The 21,476-nt window shown below is 63.5% G+C and carries 18 protein-coding genes and 2 tRNA genes; 11 read left to right on the top strand and 9 right to left on the bottom strand.

Annotated features, from left to right (window positions below):
* Positions 1-8 precede the first annotated feature (8 nt).
* Together AB5Y68_RS05945 and AB5Y68_RS05940 are read left to right on the top strand one after the other, a co-directional pair.
* Positions 9-84 (top strand) — tRNA-Lys (locus tag AB5Y68_RS05945).
* Between the two features lie 19 nt (positions 85-103).
* Positions 104-179, top strand: a tRNA-Val gene (locus tag AB5Y68_RS05940).
* A 47-nt stretch (positions 180-226) separates the two neighbouring features.
* On the opposite strand, the gene AB5Y68_RS05935 is transcribed toward AB5Y68_RS05940, so the two are convergent.
* Positions 227-2,332: a methyl-accepting chemotaxis protein gene (locus AB5Y68_RS05935; protein WP_039039384.1), complete on the bottom strand. Its 2,106-nt coding sequence runs from the start codon at positions 2,330-2,332 to the stop codon at positions 227-229.
* 142 nt (positions 2,333-2,474) lie between these two features.
* Here AB5Y68_RS05935 and nadA point away from each other — a divergent pair, with 142 nt between their 5' ends.
* The gene (gene nadA / locus AB5Y68_RS05930; protein ID WP_010672880.1) at positions 2,475-3,548 is read left to right on the top strand and encodes a quinolinate synthase NadA; all 1,074 of its coding nucleotides are present in this window, start codon (positions 2,475-2,477) and stop codon (positions 3,546-3,548) included.
* 71 nt (positions 3,549-3,619) lie between these two features.
* Here nadA and AB5Y68_RS05925 read toward each other — a convergent pair whose 3' ends face one another.
* On the bottom strand, positions 3,620-4,480 hold the full coding sequence (locus tag AB5Y68_RS05925; protein WP_368206964.1) for a D-hexose-6-phosphate mutarotase: 861 nt from the start codon (positions 4,478-4,480) through the stop codon (positions 3,620-3,622).
* 105 nt (positions 4,481-4,585) lie between these two features.
* The gene (gap, locus tag AB5Y68_RS05920) at positions 4,586-5,581 is read right to left on the bottom strand and encodes a type I glyceraldehyde-3-phosphate dehydrogenase (protein ID WP_010672882.1); all 996 of its coding nucleotides are present in this window, start codon (positions 5,579-5,581) and stop codon (positions 4,586-4,588) included.
* A 346-nt stretch (positions 5,582-5,927) separates the two neighbouring features.
* Between gap and malQ the strand changes: the two genes are divergently transcribed.
* From malQ to msrB, 4 genes are all read left to right on the top strand, one after another.
* Positions 5,928-8,117, top strand: a complete 2,190-nt coding sequence (gene malQ / locus AB5Y68_RS05915) for a 4-alpha-glucanotransferase (RefSeq protein ID WP_039039386.1) — start codon at positions 5,928-5,930, stop codon at positions 8,115-8,117.
* Between the two features lie 82 nt (positions 8,118-8,199).
* Complete coding sequence (glgB, locus tag AB5Y68_RS05910; protein WP_039039387.1) at positions 8,200-10,377, top strand: 1,4-alpha-glucan branching protein GlgB; 2,178 nt, start codon at positions 8,200-8,202, stop codon at positions 10,375-10,377.
* Positions 10,377-12,515 (top strand): glycogen debranching protein GlgX, encoded by a 2,139-nt coding sequence (gene glgX / locus AB5Y68_RS05905; RefSeq protein WP_039039388.1) that lies wholly within the window; start codon positions 10,377-10,379, stop codon positions 12,513-12,515. The genes glgB and glgX overlap by 1 nt, the downstream gene beginning before the upstream one ends.
* A gap of 56 nt (positions 12,516-12,571) precedes the next feature.
* Entirely contained in the window at positions 12,572-12,958 is a 387-nt protein-coding gene (msrB, locus tag AB5Y68_RS05900; RefSeq protein WP_010672886.1) for a peptide-methionine (R)-S-oxide reductase MsrB, read from the top strand.
* 70 nt (positions 12,959-13,028) lie between these two features.
* Here the strand turns inward: msrB and AB5Y68_RS05895 are convergent, their stop codons facing one another.
* From AB5Y68_RS05895 to AB5Y68_RS05880, 4 genes are all read right to left on the bottom strand, one after another.
* Entirely contained in the window at positions 13,029-13,898 is an 870-nt protein-coding gene (locus tag AB5Y68_RS05895; RefSeq protein ID WP_039039389.1) for a GyrI-like domain-containing protein, read from the bottom strand.
* A 137-nt stretch (positions 13,899-14,035) separates the two neighbouring features.
* Complete coding sequence (gene chrA, locus AB5Y68_RS05890; RefSeq protein WP_039039390.1) at positions 14,036-15,178, bottom strand: chromate efflux transporter; 1,143 nt, start codon at positions 15,176-15,178, stop codon at positions 14,036-14,038.
* Between the two features lie 173 nt (positions 15,179-15,351).
* A complete protein-coding gene (locus tag AB5Y68_RS05885) occupies positions 15,352-15,792 on the bottom strand; it encodes an NUDIX hydrolase (RefSeq protein ID WP_039039391.1) in 441 nt (146 codons plus the stop codon).
* Positions 15,793-15,970: 178 nt separating this feature from the next.
* On the bottom strand, positions 15,971-16,975 hold the full coding sequence (locus AB5Y68_RS05880) for an NADP-dependent oxidoreductase (RefSeq protein WP_039039392.1): 1,005 nt from the start codon (positions 16,973-16,975) through the stop codon (positions 15,971-15,973).
* 176 nt (positions 16,976-17,151) lie between these two features.
* Here AB5Y68_RS05880 and AB5Y68_RS05875 point away from each other — a divergent pair, with 176 nt between their 5' ends.
* The 3 genes from AB5Y68_RS05875 to AB5Y68_RS05865 all read left to right on the top strand — a co-directional run bounded on the left by AB5Y68_RS05875 (position 17,152) and on the right by AB5Y68_RS05865 (position 18,309).
* Complete coding sequence (locus AB5Y68_RS05875) at positions 17,152-17,577, top strand: MarR family winged helix-turn-helix transcriptional regulator (protein ID WP_029313694.1); 426 nt, start codon at positions 17,152-17,154, stop codon at positions 17,575-17,577.
* 35 nt (positions 17,578-17,612) lie between these two features.
* Positions 17,613-17,843, top strand: coding sequence for a hypothetical protein (locus tag AB5Y68_RS05870; RefSeq protein ID WP_029313696.1), 231 nt, complete (start codon positions 17,613-17,615; stop codon positions 17,841-17,843).
* 148 nt (positions 17,844-17,991) lie between these two features.
* Positions 17,992-18,309 carry a hypothetical protein gene (locus tag AB5Y68_RS05865; protein ID WP_010672893.1) on the top strand — a complete coding sequence of 106 codons (318 nt, stop codon included), beginning with the start codon at positions 17,992-17,994 and terminating at the stop codon, positions 18,307-18,309.
* Between the two features lie 135 nt (positions 18,310-18,444).
* Here AB5Y68_RS05865 and AB5Y68_RS05860 read toward each other — a convergent pair whose 3' ends face one another.
* Both AB5Y68_RS05860 and AB5Y68_RS05855 read right to left on the bottom strand, forming a co-directional pair.
* Complete coding sequence (locus AB5Y68_RS05860; RefSeq protein ID WP_010672894.1) at positions 18,445-18,921, bottom strand: Lrp/AsnC family transcriptional regulator; 477 nt, start codon at positions 18,919-18,921, stop codon at positions 18,445-18,447.
* A gap of 309 nt (positions 18,922-19,230) precedes the next feature.
* Positions 19,231-19,854: a metalloregulator ArsR/SmtB family transcription factor gene (locus tag AB5Y68_RS05855; RefSeq protein WP_039039393.1), complete on the bottom strand. Its 624-nt coding sequence runs from the start codon at positions 19,852-19,854 to the stop codon at positions 19,231-19,233.
* Positions 19,855-20,002: 148 nt separating this feature from the next.
* On the opposite strand from AB5Y68_RS05855, the gene AB5Y68_RS05850 reads away from it, so the two are divergent.
* Complete coding sequence (locus AB5Y68_RS05850; RefSeq protein WP_039039394.1) at positions 20,003-21,241, top strand: MFS transporter; 1,239 nt, start codon at positions 20,003-20,005, stop codon at positions 21,239-21,241.
* Positions 21,242-21,476 lie beyond the last annotated feature (235 nt).

The following is a 21,476-nucleotide window of genomic DNA, read 5'->3' as shown; positions in this document are numbered from 1 at the left end:
ATTTCGATGGGTCGTTAGCTCAGTCGGTAGAGCAGTTGACTTTTAATCAATTGGTCGCTGGTTCGAATCCAGCACGACCCACCATCATTTCAGTCATATCCCAGGTCGTTTAGCTCAGCTGGGAGAGCACCTCCCTTACAAGGAGGGGGTCACTGGTTCGAGCCCAGTAACGACCACCATATTGAAAAGCCCGCAGCGATGCGGGCTTTTTCGTTTCCGTCTCCCATCAGGTTCGCAGTCGATCCAGCTCGCTTGCCAGGGTGGTGGCCGCCTGTTCCAGTGCCTCGCTCAGGCGCTGGCTGGCATTGGCCTCTTGTCCCAGGGTGGTGGCGGCGTCACCGATGCGCATCAGGTTCTGGTTGATGGTGTCGCTCACGGCACTCTGCTGCTCGGCGGCGGTCGCTACCTGGCTGATGTGATCATGGATCTGCTGGATCTGGGTGACCACCTGATTGAGTGCCTCGAAGGCCTGCTCCGTGCCTTCAACCGTGCTCACCGAGCGGGCGATCCCCGTGCTCATCAACTGCTGGCTGCTGGTGACCTCGGTTTGCAGGCTGCCGATGAGCTGCCCTATCTCGTCGGTGGATGAGCGGGTCTTGTTGGCCAGCGCCCTCACCTCGTCCGCCACGACGGCAAAACCCCTGCCCATGTCGCCGGCCCGAGCCGCCTCGATGGCTGCGTTGAGGGCCAGCAGATTGGTCTGTTCGGCAATGGCCCGGATCACATCGAGAATGTGGCTGATATTGGTGCTGCGCTGGGCGACCTGGGCGACCGCCTTGTCGGCCTGATGCATGTCCTCGACCAGGGTATGGATCTCGCTGCGGGCCCTGCTCAAGGTCTGCTGGGCCGTGCTGACATGGTGGGTCGCCGCTTCCGACTCCTGCGCCGCCTGTTCCGCATAGCCCGCCACGCTGACTGCCGTGGTGCTCATCTCGTGCATGGCGCTGACCACGCTCTCCAGCTCCAGGCTCTGATCATCCAGGCTGCTGCGTATGGCATCGGCCGTCTGCTTCATGCCCCTGGCCTGCTGATGCACCTGTTGCCCAATCTGCTTGCTGCCCTGCACCATGGCCCTCAGCTTGCCGAGGAAGGCATTGAGATGCCTGCCCAGCTCGATGAGCTCCTGGTGGGTGTCGATGCGCATCTGCTGGGTCAGGTCGCCCTCATTGCTGGCGAGGTGGGAGACGTGGCGGCTGATGAGGGAGAGGGGCGCCGTGATGGTCTGGATGAACCAGACAAGCAGCCCCAGGGCCACCAGGGTGATGACAACGATGGCAACCAGCTGCTGCTGCTGGGTCGCCTGCAACAGGCTGCCGAGCTGCTGGCTGATGGTATTGGCCTGGCTGAGGGCGAGGGCCTTGGGCACCTTGATCATCAGCCACCACTGGTTGTCGGCAGCCTCGATCCGTATGGGCTGCTGCAAGATGAAATCGCTGTCGGTATCGGCGGGGCGTCCATTCGGGGCAACCAGTCCGGCCTCTGTCAGGGGACGCCCCAGTTTGTCCGAATGGCGGTTGCTGCCGACGATGAAGCCCGCCTTGCTGACCAGGGTGACCTCGGCCTGGTTGTCATAGAGGCTCTTGCCAAGGTGCTCGGCCAGTTGCTGGAAGATGGGCAGGTTCATGTCGACCCCGGTGATCCCGGCAAACTTGCCATCCTTGAGGACGGGCACCGTCAGGCTGGTCATCAGCATCTTCTGGCCAGGGCTTATCTCGTAGAGGTAGGGTTCCATCAGGCAGGGGCGACGAGTCTCGCGACCGCAGAGATACCACTCGCTGTTGCGAATGCCGAATTCATTGCGCGAGGTGTCGAACTTGGCGTCACTGGTGGCGGCATCTATGGTCTGTTGCGCGATGTTTCCGTTCTGTTCCCGGGTGAAGTAGACCTCGAGACTGCCCTTACCGGCAACCGAATGGCTGGCGCCCGTCTGCCAGTCGGCGTCCTGTCCGTCGTAACCGTTGGGTTCGAACTGGGCGTAGATGGAGCTGATCCCGTTTGCCTGGCGCAGGCGGCTGCCAAGCAGGAGCTCCACTTGTGGGCGACTCAGCCGCTGGTCCGGCTGGGCCATGCTTCCTTCAAGCTGCGCCGCCATGCCGAGCGGTATCTGATAGGCCTGCTGCAACTGGTCTTCGATCTGCACGGCATACCGCTCTGCCTGGAATTGCAGGGAACGGGAAACCTCCTGCTCCAGGGCGCCACGGGTCTGCGCCATGATGTCATCGCGCAGGCCGTTCAGCGAGGAGGACTGTATCCATGTCATGGCGACGCCACTGGCGAGAAAAAGTCCCAGCGTGAGCAACAACAACTTGGTCTTGAGCGAACGTTGTTTCATTCGACAACTCCTTTTGGCAAGAATGACAACGATATGGTCGGAGCGGGTCCTGACAGTTGTACTGTACTGGATTTGTTGATGGGTTTGTGCACGGCTTCTGGTTATAATTTTGGCCTTCCCGAGCGTTGATGGAACAGTCGCAATGAGCAATGCACTGAGCAGTATTCCGCCGGTAGTCGAGATGGACTACCCCTTCCCGGCCAAACCACAGCCCCTGACTCCCGAGCAGAAGGCGACCCTGATCGCCGAGATCAAGGTGCTGCTGCAGGCGCGCCAAGCCGTGCTGGTTGCCCATTACTACACGGATCCCGAGATCCAGGCCCTGGCAGAAGCCACCGGTGGCTTCGTGGGTGACTCCCTCGAGATGGCCCGCTTCGGTCGCGACCATGCAGCCCAGACCCTGATCGTGGCTGGTGTGCGCTTCATGGGAGAGACCTCCAAGATCCTGAGCCCCCACAAGCGGGTGCTGATGCCGACGCTGGAGGCCGAGTGCTCGCTTGATCTAGGTTGTCCCATCGACCAGTTCTCCGCCTTCTGCGATGCTCACCCCGATCACATCGTGGTGGTCTATGCCAATACCTCGGCAGCGGTGAAAGCACGGGCCGACTGGGTGGTCACCTCCAGCATTGCGCTGGAGATCGTCGAGCATCTGGACAGTCAGGGTCACAAGATCATCTGGGGCCCGGACCGACACCTCGGCGCCTACATCGAGAAGAAGACGGGGGCCGAGATGCTGCGCTGGCAGGGTCACTGCATCGTGCACGACGAGTTCAAGGCCAAGGCGCTGCGCGAGCTCAAGGCCCAGAACCCGGATGCCGCCGTGCTGGTGCACCCGGAGTCCCCGGCCTCCGTCATCGAGCTGGCGGATGCGGTGGGTTCCACCAGCCAGCTCATCAAGGCCGCCAAAGAGCTGCCCCAGCAGAAACTGATCGTGGCGACCGATCGCGGCATCTTCTACAAGATGCAGCAGGCCTGCCCGGAGAAGGAGATGGTGGAGGCGCCCACCGGCGGTGATGGTGCCACCTGCCGCAGCTGCGCCCACTGCCCCTGGATGGCGATGAACGGCCTGGTGGCCATCAAGGAAGCCCTGACCGACGGTGCCGAGCGTCACGAGATCCATGTGGATGAGGCACTGCGTCTCAAAGCGCTTGTCCCGCTCGATCGCATGCTGGATTTCGCCGCCGAGCTCAAGCTCAAGACCCAGGGCAACGCCTGATCGTCGCTGATGGCAAGATGCAAAGAGGGCTCCCGCGGGAGCCCTCTTTAATTTATCCGTCAGCCGTATCGTCAGATGATGACGGTGGAGACGCTGTGCTCCTCGTCGGGCGCGACGGTGATCCCGTCCTCGGCGGTGATGGCCGCCTCGACACAGAGCATGGTGCGATAACCGTCGTCACTCATGTCGGCCATGGCGCTGGCCCCTTCCTGCCAGGGGGTCCAGACCACCACGCTGTCGTGGTTGCCGCTGACCACCCGGGTGGTGCGCTCACCATCCTGCACGCTGACCATGGCATCGGGCTGGCGGTAGATGCGATCCATGGCTGCGGTGACGGTCAGCGCTCCCTGTTGCAGTTCGTTGCGGCCGGTCAGCTTGTCCAGATAGGGTTCGCCGAGGCCGGTCACGGTTACCGCTTCCGGCGCACTGATCTGCAGGTAGGTGTGCAGGGCGGCATTGTAGGTGAGCGCTGACTTGCCGGTGTTGCGGGTGGTCAGCACCAGGGAAAGCTCCTTGCCGACCAGTACGTCCAGCTCCAGCTCGAAGGCATGGGGCCAGAGCGTCCTGCTGGCATCGTTGTCACGCAGGGAGAGGTGGACGAGTGTGCCATCCCCGTGATCGGAGACCCCATCAAGCGTCCACAGGCAGTTGCGTGCGAAGCCATGAGCCGACTTGCCGCTGCCAACGCGAGCGGGGGAGGGGCCGAACCAGGGCCAGCAGAGGGGAATGCCGCCGCGAATGGGCTTGCTGCCATCCAGTATCGCCTTGTCGCTGAGCCAGAGAGAGGCCGGCTCACCATGGCGTTGGTAGCGCAGCACATGGGCGCCAAACAGGCTTATCTCGGCCCTGGCGTGCTCATTGTCTATGGTCAGCAGGGGCAGGCCATCCTGGCTCAGGGTGCAGTGGGCAGTCAGCGTACGTGTCGGTGTCATAAAGGCTCCAGTGCTCGGGGACATTCAGAAAGGGTCCGTGATTCAGAATACAAAAAGGCGGCCATTGGCCGCCTTTTTTCAAGCTACGCGATTGCGCATCCCAAATTACTTGGAGATGTGAGCGATCAGGTCCAGAACCTTGCTGGAGTAGCCCATTTCGTTGTCGTACCAGGAGACGACTTTCACGAAGGTCTTGTTCAGCTGGATACCAGCCTTGGCATCGAACACGGAAGTCTGACGCTCACCCAGGAAGTCGGTGGAAACCACTTCGTCTTCGGTGTAGCCCAGCACGCCCTTCATGGCGCCTTCGGAGGCAGCCTTCATGGCCTGGCAGATTTCAGCGTAGGACGCTTCTTTCTTCAGGTTGACGGTCAGGTCAACAACGGACACGTCCGGAGTCGGCACGCGGAAGGCCATGCCGGTCAGCTTGCCGTTCAGTTCCGGGATGACCACGCCAACAGCCTTGGCAGCACCGGTAGAGGACGGGATGATGTTCTGAGCCGCACCGCGGCCACCGCGCCAGTCTTTGGCAGACGGACCATCAACGGTCTTCTGGGTAGCAGTGGTAGCGTGAACGGTGGTCATCAGGCCGGATTCGATACCGAAGGTATCGTTCAGAACCTTGGCGATGGGGGCCAGGCAGTTGGTGGTGCAGGAAGCGTTGGAAACGATGTCCTGGCCAGCGTAGGAATCCTGGTTGACGCCCATGACGAACATCGGGGTAGCGTCTTTGGACGGACCGGTCAGTACGACTTTCTTGGCACCGGCAGCGATGTGCTTGCGAGCGGTTTCGTCGGTCAGGAACAGACCGGTTGCTTCGGCAACAACGTCAACACCGATTTCGCCCCATTTCAGGTTGGCCGGGTCACGTTCAGCGGTAACACGTACGGTTTTGCCGTTGACGATCAGGTTGCCGTCTTTGACTTCAACAGTGCCCTTGAAGCGACCGTGAGTGGAGTCGTACTTCAGCATGTAAGCCATGTAGTCAACGTCGATCAGGTCGTTGATACCAACCACTTCGATGTCAGCACGCTCAGCGGCCAGACGGAAAACGAAACGACCGATACGGCCAAAACCGTTAATACCTACTTTGATAGTCATAATTGGTTACCTAACTGTTCAGTAGTCAAAGAAAATTCCGTTTGTAAATTTACTAGAACTCCCTCGCGAGTCAACCAACAATCTGCGCGAAATTGCGCTATATCATGAAAAACTGTGAAATTTATTTTCGGTTTATGTAACTGGCTACCAACTTTTGTTGAATGCATCATCAGCAAAGTCGGTGGCAGAGAACAACAATAGTGCCTGCCCGGTCACACATCCAGCCGGGGAGATATGTAAAAATGTGCGCGGTTTAGCATGGCCAAAGAGCCACTGTTCAAGTACCAACCATAAAAATTAATCACAAAATAGCGTAGACAGAATCCACAGCGGGAATTCTCAAACTATGACCACCCTGATTGAACAGCTGGCTGCCGCCAAAGGCATTGCCAGTGAGTATGTTGATGCCTGGGGCCAGCCGGCCCTGGTATCGGAAGAGAGCAAGGCCGCCATGCTGGGCGCCATGGGCTACCGCGTCGACGACGAGGCCGCCCTGTCCGAACAGCTTGAGCAGGAGCACCGCCAGCACTGGCTGCGCGCGCTGGATCCCGTGATGGTGGTACGCAGCGGCGACGCCGTTACTCTTGAGGTTCGCCTCCCCATCGAATTCGTCAACGATGCCCTCACCTGGCAGCTCCAGCAGGAGCAGGGTGCAGTGCTGTCCGGTCAACTCACCCCCATCGAGGGTGAGCTGGTCGGGGTGGCCGAGTTCGAGGAGATGGAGTGTCAGGCTTATCGCGTCACCCTGGATGTGCAGCCTGCGCTGGGTTATCACCAGCTCATCCTGCTGGAAGAGGGCAATGACGAGCCGCTGGCCACCATGCGTCTCATCGTCGCACCCAAGTCCTGCTACAAGCAGGCGCCCATCGCCAATGGTCGCAAGGTGTGGGGCCCGAGCGTCCAGCTCTACTGCCTGCGCAGCCGCCACAACTGGGGCATCGGCGATTTCAGCGATCTCGGCCAGCTGGTTGAGAATGCCGCCGCCTGGGGAGCCCACTTCGTCGGTCTCAACCCCATTCATGCCCTCTATCCGGCGAACCCGGAGAGTGCCAGCCCCTACAGCCCTTCTTCCCGTCGCTGGCTCAACGTCGCCTATATCGATGTGGAAGCGGTGCCCGAATTCCTGGGCAACGATCGCCTGAAAGCGGAGGTGGCGAGCCCGGCCTTCCAGCAGCACCTCACCTCCCTGCGGGTCAAGGACAACGTGGATTACACCGGCGTCATCCAGACCAAGATCGGGATGCTGCGCCAGGTGTTCGACCAGGCCAGCTTCAGCGCCGAGCGTCAGGCTGCGTTAGATGCCTTCGTGGCTGCCGGCGGTGACAGCCTGCAACAGCAGGCGGCGTTTGACGCCCTGCAGGCCCACTTCTATGCCAAGGGCGAGAATGCCTGGGGCTGGCCGGTCTGGCCCGAGGCGCTGCGCGATTACCACAACCCCGAAGTGGCGGCCTGGATGGCCGAGCACCAGCAGGATGTGGCCTTCTACCTCTATCTGCAGTTCCTGGCTGACGAGCAGCTGGCCCGGGCCGATGCCCGCGCCAAGGCCGCCGGCATGGTGATGGGGATCTACCGGGATCTGGCGGTCGGCGTCTCCGAAGGTTCCACCGAGATCTGGGCAAACCGGGATCTCTACTGCCCGAAAGCCTCGGTCGGTGCACCGCCCGACATTCTTGGCCCCCTCGGCCAGAACTGGGGCCTGCCCCCCATGAACCCGAACCAGCTGTTCGAGGCCGCCTACCAGCCCATGGTGGATCTGTTCCGTGCCAACATGCGCTCCTGCGGCGCCCTGCGCATCGACCACGTGATGGCCTTGCTGCGCCTGTGGTGGGTGCCGCCCGGAGAGTCCGCCGCCAAGGGGGCCTACATCTATTACCCGGTGAACGATCTGCTGGGGATCCTGGCCCTCGAGTCCCACCGCAACCAGTGTCTGCTGATCGGCGAGGATCTCGGTACCGTGCCGGAGGGGATCGACGTGACCCTGAAAGAGAACGGCGTCCACTCCTACAAGGTGTTCTTCTTCGAGCGTTCCAAGGACGATGGCGGCTTCATCTCCCCGGCGCACTACACCGAGCAGGCGATGTCCGCCCTGACCACCCACGACATGCCGACCCTCAAAGGCTTCTGGCACTGCGACGATCTGGCGCTGGGACGCGAACTGGGCCTGTACCCGGATGAAGACGTACTCAAGACCCTGTATGCTGATCGCCACCAGGCCAAGCAGCGGATCCTTGACAGCCTGCATGCTCATGGGGTCATCTCTGGCAATATCAGTCACGACGTGAACTGGGTCGGCATGAATACCGAGCTCAACCACGGTCTGCAACTGCACATGTCCCGCGGCAGCTGTGCCCTGTTCAGCACCCAGCTCGAAGACTGGCTGGAGATGGACAAGCCGGTCAACGTGCCGGGTACCAGCTACGAGTACCCCAACTGGCGTCGCAAGCTCTCCCGGGATCTGGAGGATATCTTCGCCGACGAGGCGCTCAAGAATCTGGCGGGCAAGATGAGCCGGGCCCGTGACGAGGCCAGCCGTTGAGCCTTGAACGCCAACATGTGACTCACTTTCATCCGCTTCGGCTTCGGCCGAAGCGGATGTTCAGCCATCAAAGGAAATGTCGATGCCCGTTGAACGTTTGGTTGCCGCCCGCTGTGCCGATCCCTTCTCCCATCTAGGCCTGCTGGCCAATCCGGATGGGCCAGGCCTGAAACTCACCGCCTGGTTGCCCGATGCACTCGAGGTCCGGGTCAGGGATCTCAAGTCAGGCAAGATAGTTGCCACCCTGACCGCCGCTGACGAAGCGGGCCTCTTTGAAACTGTTTTCACTCGCCGCAAGAATCCCTTCCCCTACCAGCTCATCGCGACCTACGCCGACGCCAGTGCCGACATCATCGACCCCTATCAGTTCCAGGCCGCCGCCTGGGAGGGGCTGGCGGAACTCACCTGGCAACCGGAAAACCTCTACCACACCCTCGGCGCCCAGTTGCGCACCGTGACGCACCTCGGCCAGCAGGTGGAAGGGGTACGCTTTGCCGTCTACGCGCCGAGCGCCACGGCCGTGAGCCTCATCGGCGATTTCAACTTCTGGGATGGCCGCCGTCACCCCATGCAGCGCAGCCAGTGCGGCCACTGGGTGCTGTTCGTGCCGGGGCTCAAGGCCGGGGATCGCTACAAGTTCGAACTGAAAGACCCGGCGGGCAATCGCCTGCCCCACAAGAGCGACCCGGTGGGCTTCTACTGCGAGCAGTACCCCTCGTTCGCCTCCGTGGTCTATGACCACGGCCAGTACCAGTGGCAGGACGCCGCCTGGCGCGAGAGTCAGCTCAATGACAAGCGCGAACAGCCCCTCTCCATCTACGAGCTGCACGTGGGCTCCTGGAAGCGTCACCCCAACGGCGACAGCCTGAGCTGGCGCGAGCTGGCGGTGGAACTGGTGGATTACATCAAGGAGATGGAGTACACCCACATCGAGCTGCTGCCGGTCTCCGAGCACCCCTTCAGCGGCTCCTGGGGCTACCAGCCGGTGGGCATGTTCTCCCCCACCAGCCGCTACGGCACGGCCGACGATTTCAAATACTTCGTGGATCAGTGCCACCAGGCGGGGATCGGCGTGATTCTGGATTGGGTGCCCGCCCACTTCCCGTCCGATGCCCACGGCCTGGCCCGCTTCGACGGCACGCCGCTCTACGAGTACGAAGATCCGCGCCGTGGCTGGCACCCGGACTGGAACTCCTACATCTATGACTTCGGTCGCGACACCGTGCGCCAGTTCCTGGTGGCCAGCGCCCTGTTCTGGCTCGACAAGTTCCACATCGACGGCCTGCGGGTGGATGCGGTCGCCTCCATGCTCTATCTGGATTATTCCCGCAACGCCGGTGAGTGGGTGCCCAACGTCGATGGCGGCAACCACAACTACGAGGCGATCAGCCTCTTGAAGTGGACCAACGAGGAGGTGTACGGCAAGTACCCCCACGCCATGACCATCGCCGAGGAGTCCACCGCCTTTGCCGGGGTCTCCCGTCCCACCTTCCTTGGCGGCCTGGGGTTTGGCTTCAAGTGGAATATGGGCTGGATGCACGACACCCTCAGCTACATGCAAAAAGAGCCCATTCACCGTCGCTACCACCACAACGACATGACCTTCTCCATGGTGTACCACTATGACGAGAACTTCATTCTGTCCCTCTCCCACGACGAGGTGGTCCACGGCAAGCACTCCCTGCTCTACAAGATGCCCGGGGACGAGTGGCAGCAGGCCGCCAACCTGCGCGCCTACATGGGCTTCATGTATGCCCACCCCGGCAAGAAGCTCAACTTCATGGGCACCGAGATCGCCCAGAGCAACGAGTGGAATCACGATGCCCAGCTGCCCTGGCACCTGTTGCAGTACCCCAGGCACGGCGGCCAGCAGCGGCTGATCCGGGATCTCAACCACCTCTATCGTCATGAACCTGCCTTGTATCAGGCGGATTATGAACAGGCCGGTTTCCGCTGGCTGGATCACCAGGACGCGGACAACAGCATCTTCGCCTGGCTGCGGGCCGACAAGCTGGGGGCCCATCCGCTGGTGGTGGCCTGCAACTTCACCCCGGTGCCGCGCATCGGTTACCGTCTCGGGGTGCCGGCTGCCGGTCGCTATCGGGTGGTGCTCAACACCGACAGCGAGCATTACTGGGGCAGCAACTATGATGTGGGTCTGGTCTTCGTCGCCGAGGCGACCCCCTGGCAGGGGATGGCACACAGCCTGGTGCTGGACTTGCCGCCGCTCGCGACCTTGTTCATCAAACAGGAGTCCTGATGTTTGAAATGGAAAACGGGGTAGATCACCCGCTTGGCGCCCGTCTGGACGAGACGGGCTGCCACTTCTGTGTCTGGGCTCCCCAATCGGACAAGGTGGAACTCTGCCTGTTCGACGACGAGGAGCAGGAGCTGGCGCGTCTCCCCTTGCCCGGTCGGCGCGGCCAGTACTGGTTCGGCCACGTGCGCGGGGTCAAGGCCGGTCAGCGCTATGGCTACCGGGTGCATGGCTCTCCCCAGGAGGGGTTGCTGTTCGACCCGGACAAGCTGCTGATCGACCCCTATGCCCGGGCCCTCAGTCGATCGACCCACTGGGACGATGCCCTCTACGAGGGGGACAGCGCGGCCATGGTGGGCAAGTCGGTGGTGGTGGACGATGCCTTCGACTGGCAGGGGGTCGGCAAGCCCGGCATCCCGCCGGAGCGGGTCGTGCTCTACGAGACCCACGTCAAGGGGTTCACCCGCCAGCACCCCGGCATCCCCAAGGCGTTGCAGGGCACCTATCTGGGCATCAGCCACCCGCTGATGATCGAGCATCTGCAGGGGCTGGGGGTGACCTCGGTCCAGCTGATGCCGGTGGCGGCCTTCATGTCCGAGCCCAGGCTCGAGCAGCTGGGGCTGACCAATTACTGGGGCTACAACCCCATCGCCTTCTTCGCGCCCGAACCGCGCTACGGGGCGAAGGATGCGGTGACCGAGTTCAAGACCATGGTGCGCGAGCTGCACCGGGCGGGGCTCGAGGTGATCCTGGACGTGGTCTACAACCACACCGCGGAGTCGGGCTTCGACGGCCCCATGCTCTCCCTCAAGGGATTTGACAACGCGGGCTACTACGCCTTCGAGTCGGGGGCCCACGGTCCGGATTACCATCGCCACGCCAACGTCACCGGCTGCGGCAACAGCGTCAATCTGGATCACCCCAATACCTTGCGACTGGTGCTCGATGCCCTGCGCTACTGGGTTACCGAGATGCAGGTGGACGGTTTTCGCTTCGATCTGGCGGTCACCCTGGCGCGGGAGGCGGGGGAGTTCGATCCCATGAGCGCCTTCTTCAAGGCCATGATGGCGGATCCCGTGCTGGCGCGGGTCAGGCTCATCGCCGAACCCTGGGACATCGGCCCCTTCGGCTATCGTCTCGGCCAGTTTCCGAGCCAATGGCTGGAGATCAACGATCGTTACCGCGACACGGTGCGCGCCTTCTGGCGCGGGGATGCGGGCAAGATGGGGGATTTTGCCACCCGTCTGGTGGGCTCGCGGGATCTCTTCCCGAAGAACTGGCGCTCCCCCCACACCAGCGTCAACTACCTCTGCTATCACGACGGCTTCACCCTCGAGGACCTGGTCTCCTACAACCAGCGCCACAACCAGGCCAACGGCGAGGACAACCGGGACGGCCACGGCAACAACCTCTCCAGCAACCACGGGGTGGAGGGGCCGACCCTGGACCCGCGCATCAACAACCTGCGCCAGCAGCAGAAGCGCAACCTCATCGCCACCCTGCTGCTGTCACAGGGGACGCCCCACTTCCTGGCCGGGGACGAGATGGGCCGCAGCCAGCTCGGCAACAACAACGCCTACTGTCAGGACAACCAGATAAGCTGGGTGAACTGGCAACTGCGCCCGGAGGACGAACGGCTGCTCGCCTTCACCCGCCAGATGATGGCGCTGCGGGCGGAGTCCGGGGTCTTCTCCAACCTGCAACTGAGCGACGACGGCTGGAACGGCAAGGCGACCAGCTGCCACCAGGTGAACTGGTATCACCCGGACGGCCATCAGCTCACCGATCAGGACTGGCACGCCCCCATGGGGCAGGCGTTTGCCATGGACATCGGCATGATCGGCTGCACCGGGGAGCGCTGGTACGTGCTGTTCAACGCCAGCGACTATGACATCCAGTTCCGCCTGCCGCCGCCGGGGGAGGGCATGGAGTGGATCCAGACCATCGACACCGCCACCAACGACGGCCTGCCCTTCCTGCCGGACGACATCAAGCGGCAGGTGGCGGTGGGGCGTGCCCACTCCCTCAAGCTGCTGGAGCGGGTCGCCCTGCCGGCGGCGGTGCTGGCGAGTGAAGGGGTGGTGGCAGCGGATGTTGTCGCCGTGTTGCCAACGGGATCACAGTTCCCGCTGGCGGGGTAGAGCCAGGCGCCCTGACTGGGTATGCTGGGCACCGTTATCAGTGGTGAGGAGCCGGAATGAGCAGTAACAACCCTGAACAGTGGCGCGACAAGCTGAGTGCAGAGCAGTTCCACGTCTGCTGGGAGAAAGGGACCGAGCGTCCCTACAGCGGTGCCCTGCTGCACAACCGCAAGAGCGGCGATTACCACTGCGTCTGCTGCAAGCAGGTGCTGTTCCACTCAGGAGCCAAGTTTGACGCGGGCTGCGGCTGGCCCTCGTTCGACCGGGCCATCGAGGGGACGGTGACCTACACCGAGGACAACAGCCACGGCATGAAGCGGGTGGAGATCACCTGCAGCCAGTGCGGCTCCCACCTCGGCCACGTCTTCCCCGACGGGCCGACCGAGACCGGCCAGCGCTACTGCGTCAACAGCCTGAGCCTGGATTTCGAGCCCGACGCCTGATCCCCGACACGACCAGCGGCGCCTCCCTTCGGAGGCGCCGCTTTTTTATCTCCCCCTGTCAGGTGCCGGGCTATGCCAGCGGCAGGTAGATGTCGGTGACCAGCTCATGGGTGGGCACCTCGTGTACAAAGTTGTGGTAGTGGAAGAAGAGCGGAAAATCCCGCAGCTCTTCGCCGCTGGCGGGCAGCCAGTCGCGGTAGAGCGCCCGGGCACAGTCGGCCAGGAGGTCGTGGGAGCCGTGGTGGCGTACCACGGCGCAGCGCCCGGCCGGGATGAGGGCATTCTTCACGCCCCACTCATTGTCCTCGGCGACGGGGGCCTCGACGCTGCCACAGAGGGTAAAGCGAAACGCCGCACCCTCCGTCGTGGCGGGGTCGTCCGGCGCCAGGCCATAGGTCCGGCTGGTGGCGACCGGGGAGCCGCCCGTGGCCTTGCGCCACTGGATGAAGCGCGCCGCGGTGTCGTTGATGCGCTCGGGCAGGCCCTGATGGGTCAGGGCGGCGACGGCGGTCTGCGGGAACTGGATGATGTCGACTCGCATGGGGTCAATCCTCTTTGTGGGGGGCCGTGGCAGGCAGCGATGCCAGTTGGCCCAGTCCGGGTGCTGCCTGAACTGGCTGGGCGTCAGGCCGAACGTCTGCTTGAAGGCGCGACTGAAAGATTCGCCATGCTGGAAGCCGGCATCGAGGGCGATATCAGTCACCTTGTCCAGAGGCGCGAATGCCAACCGGTAAGAGGCCCGCTTCAGCCGCAGCAGCTGGATGTAACGCCCCAGCGGCACGCCGCAGTAAGCGGCAAATTGCCGATGAAAGTGAAAGGGCGAAAAGTGCGCCACGGCGCTGAGCCGCTCCAGCGACAGGTCGTCGTCGAGATGGCGCTCGATGTGCTCTGTCACCGTTTGAAAGCGTCGGCGGTAGGCCTCTGTCTGGTTGTGATCCATGGTCTCTCCTCTGTGCTGCCCACTATCGGCCAACGGGCCCGAGCTGTCCTGACGGATCTTGCTCTCTTTGCCTCCCCTCGGGGAGAAGAGCCATGACCGCCAGCCCGGCGGGTGCTGCCTGACTTGTCGCGGGTTCGTCAGGCCAGCAGCAGGGCAGCCCCCGTCAGCAGGGCGGCGAGGGGCAGCACGGGGAGCCGTGGCACCCGCAGCAGGTAGAAGCCGACGGCGGCCAGCGCCAGATCGGTGGGGGAGAGCACGGCGCTCTGCCACACCGGCTGATAGAGGGCCGCCAGCAGCAGCCCCACCACGGCGGCGTTGATGCCGGCCACGGCCCCCGCCAGACGGGGGCGGGCCAGCCAGTGCTGCCAGCAGGGGCCCAGCGCCCAGAGCAGCAAGAAACCCGGCAGGAAGAGCGCCAGGGTCGCCAGCAGCGCCCCGATGAGGGGAGTGGCGGGCAGCAGCACGGCGCCCAGGTAGGTGGCCAGGGTGAACATGGGGCCGGGTACCAGCTGGGCCAAGCCGTAGCCGGTCAGGAACTGCTGCTCGCTCAGGTGGTGACCCAGGCTCTCCTGCAACAGGGGCAGCACCACGTGACCACCGCCAAACACCAGGCTGCCTGCCCGGTAAAACTCGGCCAGCAACTGGCTGACGGGGCCGCTCGCCACCAGGGGCAGGCCGACGAACAGCAGGGCGAACAGCAGCAGGGTCGGCCAGTGAGGCTGGCGAGCCGGAGTGGACGCGAGGCCCTGACTCCCCGGGTGCGGCTCGCGCAGGGCACAGAGCAGGGCCGCGCCGAGCAGCATGGCGACCTGGGTCAGAAGACCGGGGGCGCACCAGAGGGCGGCGGCGGTGGCCACCATGACCCCCTGTTGCAGCGCCGTCTTGCAGAACTGGCGGCTCATGGTGAGCACGGCATCCGCCACCACAACGAGCGCCAGCAGCTTGAGGCCGTGCAGGGCGGCGTCCAGCCAGAGGTTGCCCGCAAGCTGACCCAGACCGACGGCGGCCGCCAGCAACAGCAGGAAGGAGGGGAGGGTAAAGCCGACGAAGGCGGCCAGGGCGCCGCCGATGCCGGCGCGGTGGCGGCCGATGGCAAAGCCGAGCTGGCTGGAGGCCGGACCCGGCAGCAGTTGGCACAGGGCCAGCAACTGGGCGAACTCCCCCTGGTTCAGCCAGCCCAGCCGCTGGACAAAGGTGCGCTGAAAATAGCCGATATGGGCGGCCGGCCCGCCAACACTGATGCATCCCAGCCACAAGAACTGCATGAATACCTGTCCCATCTTCCCCTCCTCGTCATCATCCTGGCCCGGATAATATGACAAAAAAGTGACGGTTTGGTGACGGTACGCCCTCCCGCGCTGCCTGCCATCAACAGGGGCTGGCGGGGTGGCTGGTTGCCTCCGCCAGCAGACGAGAGGTGCCGGGGTGACGCGCGGCAGCCTGCCGGTGAGGGTCAGGGGGCAGGTTGTGCCTGGGGCAGGTAGCATTGTCCCGCCAGCCAGCAGGCGATGGACTGGCGACTGGCATCGAAGTGAGGCTCGGGCAGAGTGTGCGGGTCGCACCAGATCCAGCCCTCACACTTTTCCGGCTCCAGCAGTTGCGGCTCCCCGTCCACCTCTGCCAGCAGGGTGACCGAGATGTAGTGCAGGCCGCTCTCGCGCCAGGTCTCCAGGTTGTTGGTGACGGCGATGACGCGAGGCTGGCGGATGACGAAGCCGGTCTCCTCCGCCACCTCCCGGATGGCTGCCGACTCGAAGGTCTCCCCCAATTCCAGGTGACCGCCGGCGATGGACCAGTAGGGGGCATGGCTGCCCTTGCGCTTGCCAAGCAGTACCTGGCCCTGGCCATTGGTGAGAATGACGCCGACACCGACGCGGGGATAGGGGGTAGACATAGGGGAGGCTCCTTGCTGAGACGGCGGGGTGCGCCAGGGAAAACGGGCCCACCTTAGGGGGGATGGGCCCGTTGTGCAAGCCGCCTGTTCAAGGGCGATCGGATGCCGATTTTCCATCGCTTAAACGGATGGGTCTGGCGACATTCTATCTGTTAAATAGATGGGAAATGCCCCCGGATCAGGGCAGTCTGACCAGCATCTTGCCGGTATTGCGGCCCTGGAACAGTCCGATAAAGGCTTGCGGCATGCTGGCCAGTCCCTCGCTGATGGTCTCCTCGGCCTGGAGGGTGCCCGCTTCGAAGGCCGGCATGGCCTCGGCCAGGAACGCCCCGTAGTGTTGCCAGTGATCGGAGACCAGCAGCCCCTGCATGAGGATGCGCTTGCGGATCACCTGGGAGAGGTTGCGCGGGCCGCTGGCCTGGCCGTTGCTGTTGTACTGCTCGATGAGGCCGCACAGCACGATGCGCCCGTGCACCACCAGGTGGTTGAGGGCGGCATCCAGCATGGCGCCCCCCACGTTCTCGAAGTAGACGTGGATGCCTTCGGGGGCGAGGCGGGCCAGCTCGGCGTCGAGATCCGGGGTCTCCCGGTAGTTGATCACCGCATCGGCTCCCAGGGTCTTGAGGTAGGCGACCTTGTCGGCCGAGCCGGTGGAGCCGATGACCCTGGCTCCCGCCTGCTTGGCGAGCTGGACCGCCATGGTGCCGACCGCCCCGGAGGCCGCCGAGACCAGCAGGGTTTCACCGGCCTTCAGGTGTGCCACCTTGTGCAGGCCCGCCCAGGCGGTCATGCCCGGCATGCCGAGGGCGCCGAGGAAGCGCTGGGGCGGCAGGGTGGTGTCGGGCAGGCGGGTGAGCTGGGCGGCGTTTGCCACGAAGGCATCCCGCCAGCCCAGCATGCTGCTCACCTTGTCCCCCACCTTGAAATCGGGATGGCGCGATGCCAGTACCGTGCCGATGGCGCCGCCGTCGAGGGGACCGTTGAGGGGGAAGGGGGGAACGTAGCTTTTTGCCTCGCTCATGCGGCCGCGCATGTAGGGGTCCACCGACAGCCACTGGTTGGCGACCTGCACCTCTCCCTCCTGCAGGGCGGGCAGGGGCACGTCCCGGAGGGCGAAGTCCTCCAGGGTGGGGAGACCGGTGGGGCGACGCAGCAGTTGGATTTGATGGCTGATGGCATTCATGGGCATTCTCCGGCAGTGGGGCCGCGCGTCGGGCGGCGGCCTGGTATTTTTGTTTGTGTGCAAACTAAAATCAGGGTAGTCCTGAACGCGGGGGCTGGCAACTGTTTTGTGTGCAAACTATTCAGCCCCGAAGTTGATGGGGTATACTGCCCCCCTTGTCGTCAGCGAGGTCCTCCATGAGCGAATTGAAAAAGCAGGTCTGTTTTGCCCTCTACAGCGCCTCCAATGCGGTGATGCGTGCCTATCGGCCGCTGCTGGACAAGCTGGATCTCACCTATACCCAGTACCTGGTGATGCTCTCGCTCTGGGCCCGGGACGAGGTCAGCCTCAAGGAGATAGGGCAGGAGACCGGACTGGATGCGGGCACCCTGACCCCCATCGTCAAGCGGCTGGAGAGCAAGGGGTGGCTGACCCGCACCGTCTCCCACGAGGATGAGCGGCAAAAGTGCATCAGCCTGACCGAGGCGGGACGCCAGTTGCAGCAGGAGGTCAGGGAGTGCTGTCTGGCGGACAGCTTGCGCAATCAGGTGGATCTGGCCGATGCTGAGTTGGCCCAGCTCAAGCAGCTTTGCGATCGCGTGGCGGCGCAGCTGGGGCGCTGATCCCTTTTCCCGTCAGGAGTGACCCGATGAAACCCATGCAATCCCTGCTTCCTCTGTTTGCCATCCTGCTGTGCGCCTGCGCCGATACCTCCTATCCCCGTTCCGAGCTGCAGATCGACGATGCCGATGCCTGGCAGGCCATCTGCAAGGACGGGGTCCGGGTGCGGGCGGTCACCGACGAGGGGATCTGTGCGGATCACCGCGGGGTGGCCATGTGGACAAATAAACCAAGGGCTGCACGGATGGCAGAAGAAGCGGCCAAGTAGTGTGACCTGTACGACATAAAATGACATGACCGGCCATGGGGCCGGTTTTTTTCGCGATCTTGCCAGCACTTTGGCACCTTGTTCATGGTGCACTCATTTTTCTCTTCCCATACTGGCCCTCAAGGTAGCAAACCAACAGGAGAGAGAGATGCAATCATCCATCGTCGGGCTCTCCATTCTGTGGGGGCTGGCCAGCTTTGGTGTGCAGGGGGATTTCATCGAGAGCCGTGATACCGCCTCCCCCTCCTGGCAGGCCGAGTCCAGAGTGGAGATGGAAGGGTACTTGATGGAGTCGTTGGGCGCCGATCGCTGGGTGTTCGACAACGGCAGCGAGAGCCTGGAAATCTCTCTGCCCAAAGGGCAGTGGGTGTCGACCGGTGAGCGGCTGCGGCTGCGCGGCGAACCCTTGCAGGAGCAGAACGGCTGGTTGCTGCAGGTGCAGGACGTGAGCCAGGTCGAGGCATGACGAGGCGTTCGCCACCTGGCGGCGCGATGGCGCCCGCGGGCTGTGTTGACCGCGAATGCCCTTGATAGCAGAGACAAGAAGAGGAGGCCCGGGCCTCCTCTTGCTTTTGGTGCTCCCCGGATGCGGGGTGGGTTGTCAGCCCAGGTGGTTGAGGGGCAGGGCGGTCTTGTGTTTGATGCGGCGCAGCACGAAGCTCGAACGCACCCCGGTCACGCCGGAGATGTGGGTCAGTTTGTCCAGCAGGAAGTGCTGGTAGTGCTCCATGTCCCGCACCACCACCTTGAGCTGGTAATCCGCATCGTTGCCGGTGATGAGGTCGCATTCCAGCACTTCGGGCAGATCCTTGACGGCGCGATCGAAGTTCTCGAACCGCTCCGGAGTGTGCCTGTCCATGGAGATGTGAATGTAGGCGGTGAGGGTCAGCCCCAGCTGGCGGGCATTGAGCAGGGTGACATGGGTATCGATGAGACCGGCATCCTCCAGCGCCTTGACCCGGCGCGAGCAGGGGGAGGGGGAGAGCCCGACCAGCTCGGCCAGCTCCAGGTTGCTGATGCGGCCATTTTCCTGCATCAGCTCCAGAATATGCCTGTCTATACGATCAAGTTTCAGCATTCTCCGTACCTCTTCGCAATTACTAATCCACTTTTCCTAGATTAAGGGTGAACTATTGCAAAAACAACTGAAAATACCTGCTACTTCACAACCACTCACCGCATCGCGGGGAGTACCATGGTTACATCTTCCGGTGGCAAGACAGGCGCCCGACCAGGCACCTGTGGTGAAGGACCTTACCGGGTCAAGAGCCCCATCAGCCGTTCGACCTTATCGGGAAACAACGGGCTGGAACGAGAGCACCCCCTCCCCGAAGGCAACAAAGCAGGCATCCCGGCGCCTGCTTTGTTGTTTTTGCGTTCCGCCCGCTCAGGGGCGGGGCGGCCGGATGCGATAGAGACAGCGGCTGTCCCCCTCCAGCAGATACTGCTCCCGCTCCACCTCGGCCGGCGCCAGCAACCGGCGAAACAGCGCCAGCTCGCTGCGGCAAAAGCCCCGACAGGCCCTGGCCGCACTGCAGATGGGGCAGTGACTCTCCCACCACAGCCAGCTGCCGTCCTCCTCCTGCGACATGTCCGCCATATACCCCTCCTGGGTGCGCAGCGCCTTGAGCGTCATCAGCCTGTCTGCCAGCGCCGGCTGGGTCAGCCTGGATTCATAGCGTGCCTGCATCTGCTGCTCCCGCCGCGTGATGAGCTGCTCCATGCCCGCGTCGCCAAACACCTGCTGGATGTCGTCGATCAGCTGCAGGGTCAGATCGCCATGGGTGTCGGGGAAGCGTTGCCAGGCCTGGTCGGTGAGGTGCCACAGGCGCACCGGGCGACCGCGGCCGCGGGCCTCGTCGCTAAACCCTACCCAGCCCTCGGACTCCAGGGCCATCAGGTGCTGGCGCGCCCCCATGGACGTCATCTGCAACTGGTCGCCGAGTTCGGCGGCGCTCTGGGGGCCGCGGGTTTTCAGCAGATAGAGGATCTTGTCGGTACTGGCGTTCATGGGGGCTCCGGTGGTGGGTATCGGTGCGGTGACCGCCTGGATGAGGTCATTATGGGTAGCAGGGCGATTTAAATCAACAATCTGCTTTACTTAATGGACGACCCCTCACAATATAAATAAACCGATAACTTTATTTAATGAGGCGAAGATGGAAGGGATCAAGGGACAGGTGACCCTCTGGGTATTGGTGATGACGGTGACGCTGGCGGTGGCGGGGTTCAGCCTGCCTTCCCCCGTCCTGGCGCCGCTGCTGCTGGATCCGGCCCAGGGCATGCTGACGCCACAGGCGTCGGACTGGAGCCGCAAGGTGTGGCTTGGCGTCATCATGGGGCTCTATCCACTGTTTCAACTGCTGGGGGCCCCCTTGCTTGGCCGCCTCTCCGATCGCCATGGGCGCAAGCCGGTGCTGACACTCTGTCTGGTGGGGGTGCTGGCGGGGTATGTGCTGATGGCCCTCGGCATCGCCTGGCGTTCCCTGCCGCTCTTGCTGCTGAGCCGGGTGGTGGAGGGCTTCTTCAACGGCGACATCGCCATCGTGCAGGCGATGGCGGCGGACATGAGCACGGCCAGGACCAAGGCCCGCAACTTCGCCCGCATCAACATCGGCATGAACCTGGGCTGGGTGGTGGGTCCCATGATCGGAGGCTATGCGGCCGTGGTCTCGGGAGATTACAGTCTGGCAGCCTGGCTGGCGGTGGGGATGACGGTGATCAACCTGCTGCTGGTGCTCTGGCTGCTGCCCAATCGTCCCCCGGTGCCGGCGACCCGGGATGAAGCGCCCCTCTCGACCCGCCAACTGCTGCTGCAACCTCGTCTCCTGCCCTACTTTGCCCTGACCCTGGCAAGCTACGGGGCGGTGCAGCTCTACTTCACCTACTTCAATGTCTGGCTGGTGGAGCGGCTGGCATGGGATCCGGTGCAACTGGCCCAGGCCGCCGTGCTGGTGAGCGTGCCCATGATGCTGGGCTCCTGGATCGGTGAGCAGCTGGCACGGCACTGGCGCGGTAGCTCCCTTGGCATCGTCGGCCACCTGGTGATGGCGGCGGGCATGCTGATGTTCATCCTGCCGACCCAGTGGTGGGGGCTCGCGCTCACCTTCATCCCGGCCGGCATCGGCATGAGTCTGGGGGAGCTGGCCACCTCGGTGGCGGTCTCCAACCGCAGCCATGCCAGCCAGCAGGGGCAGGCGATGGGGCTCTACCGCGGTCTGGCGGTGGGCAGCGAGATCCTGGCGGTGGTGCTGGGCAGCCTGGTGCTGCTGGCGGGGACCGAGTGGCCCTTCTACCTGGCCGGCCTCTGCGGCGTGATCTGTGCCCTCGGTTTCTACGGATTGCGCAGACGGGCGGACAGGCGAAACGCCGTGGCCGGGTGCGCCGAGGCGGGCTGACGAAGGGCGCGGGGATCACAGTTCGGCGACGGGATGGCGGGCCGGACTTGCATCGCGGCGCCGAGTCTGGGACGGTATGGCTCTTTGCTCCGCTGTTCCCGCCCCCCGGCGAGCGCGTCTCCCATCATGGGCCTTGCGATGCCCAGTCCGCATTCCCGGCGGTGAGATGTGTCGTCATGACATTGGCAACGGGAGGGGATGGCGCCGCACCCGTCTCGACATTCCTGGAGGTGAT

Origin of the sequence: Aeromonas sp. R6-1 (genome assembly GCF_040908165.1) — a bacterium.
Lineage (GTDB): Bacteria > Pseudomonadota > Gammaproteobacteria > Enterobacterales > Aeromonadaceae > Aeromonas > Aeromonas caviae.
This window is presented reverse-complemented; position numbering and strand designations above follow the sequence as displayed.

Coding starts and splice junctions, on each gene's coding strand:
- AB5Y68_RS05855 (WP_039039393.1), bottom strand. CDS start 19,854: ATGAACGCCAGTACCGACAAGATCCTCTATCTGCTGAAAACCCGCGGC.
- AB5Y68_RS05860 (WP_010672894.1), bottom strand. CDS start 18,921: ATGCTGAAACTTGATCGTATAGACAGGCATATTCTGGAGCTGATGCAG.
- AB5Y68_RS05865 (WP_010672893.1), top strand. CDS start 17,992: ATGCAATCATCCATCGTCGGGCTCTCCATTCTGTGGGGGCTGGCCAGC.
- malQ (WP_039039386.1), top strand. CDS start 5,928: ATGACCACCCTGATTGAACAGCTGGCTGCCGCCAAAGGCATTGCCAGT.
- AB5Y68_RS05870 (WP_029313696.1), top strand. CDS start 17,613: ATGCAATCCCTGCTTCCTCTGTTTGCCATCCTGCTGTGCGCCTGCGCC.
- glgX (WP_039039388.1), top strand. CDS start 10,377: ATGTTTGAAATGGAAAACGGGGTAGATCACCCGCTTGGCGCCCGTCTG.
- msrB (WP_010672886.1), top strand. CDS start 12,572: ATGAGCAGTAACAACCCTGAACAGTGGCGCGACAAGCTGAGTGCAGAG.
- AB5Y68_RS05850 (WP_039039394.1), top strand. CDS start 20,003: ATGGAAGGGATCAAGGGACAGGTGACCCTCTGGGTATTGGTGATGACG.
- AB5Y68_RS05885 (WP_039039391.1), bottom strand. CDS start 15,792: ATGTCTACCCCCTATCCCCGCGTCGGTGTCGGCGTCATTCTCACCAAT.
- glgB (WP_039039387.1), top strand. CDS start 8,200: ATGCCCGTTGAACGTTTGGTTGCCGCCCGCTGTGCCGATCCCTTCTCC.
- AB5Y68_RS05895 (WP_039039389.1), bottom strand. CDS start 13,898: ATGGATCACAACCAGACAGAGGCCTACCGCCGACGCTTTCAAACGGTG.
- gap (WP_010672882.1), bottom strand. CDS start 5,581: ATGACTATCAAAGTAGGTATTAACGGTTTTGGCCGTATCGGTCGTTTC.
- AB5Y68_RS05880 (WP_039039392.1), bottom strand. CDS start 16,975: ATGAATGCCATCAGCCATCAAATCCAACTGCTGCGTCGCCCCACCGGT.
- AB5Y68_RS05875 (WP_029313694.1), top strand. CDS start 17,152: ATGAGCGAATTGAAAAAGCAGGTCTGTTTTGCCCTCTACAGCGCCTCC.
- AB5Y68_RS05925 (WP_368206964.1), bottom strand. CDS start 4,480: ATGACACCGACACGTACGCTGACTGCCCACTGCACCCTGAGCCAGGAT.
- AB5Y68_RS05935 (WP_039039384.1), bottom strand. CDS start 2,332: ATGAAACAACGTTCGCTCAAGACCAAGTTGTTGTTGCTCACGCTGGGA.
- chrA (WP_039039390.1), bottom strand. CDS start 15,178: ATGGGACAGGTATTCATGCAGTTCTTGTGGCTGGGATGCATCAGTGTT.
- nadA (WP_010672880.1), top strand. CDS start 2,475: ATGAGCAATGCACTGAGCAGTATTCCGCCGGTAGTCGAGATGGACTAC.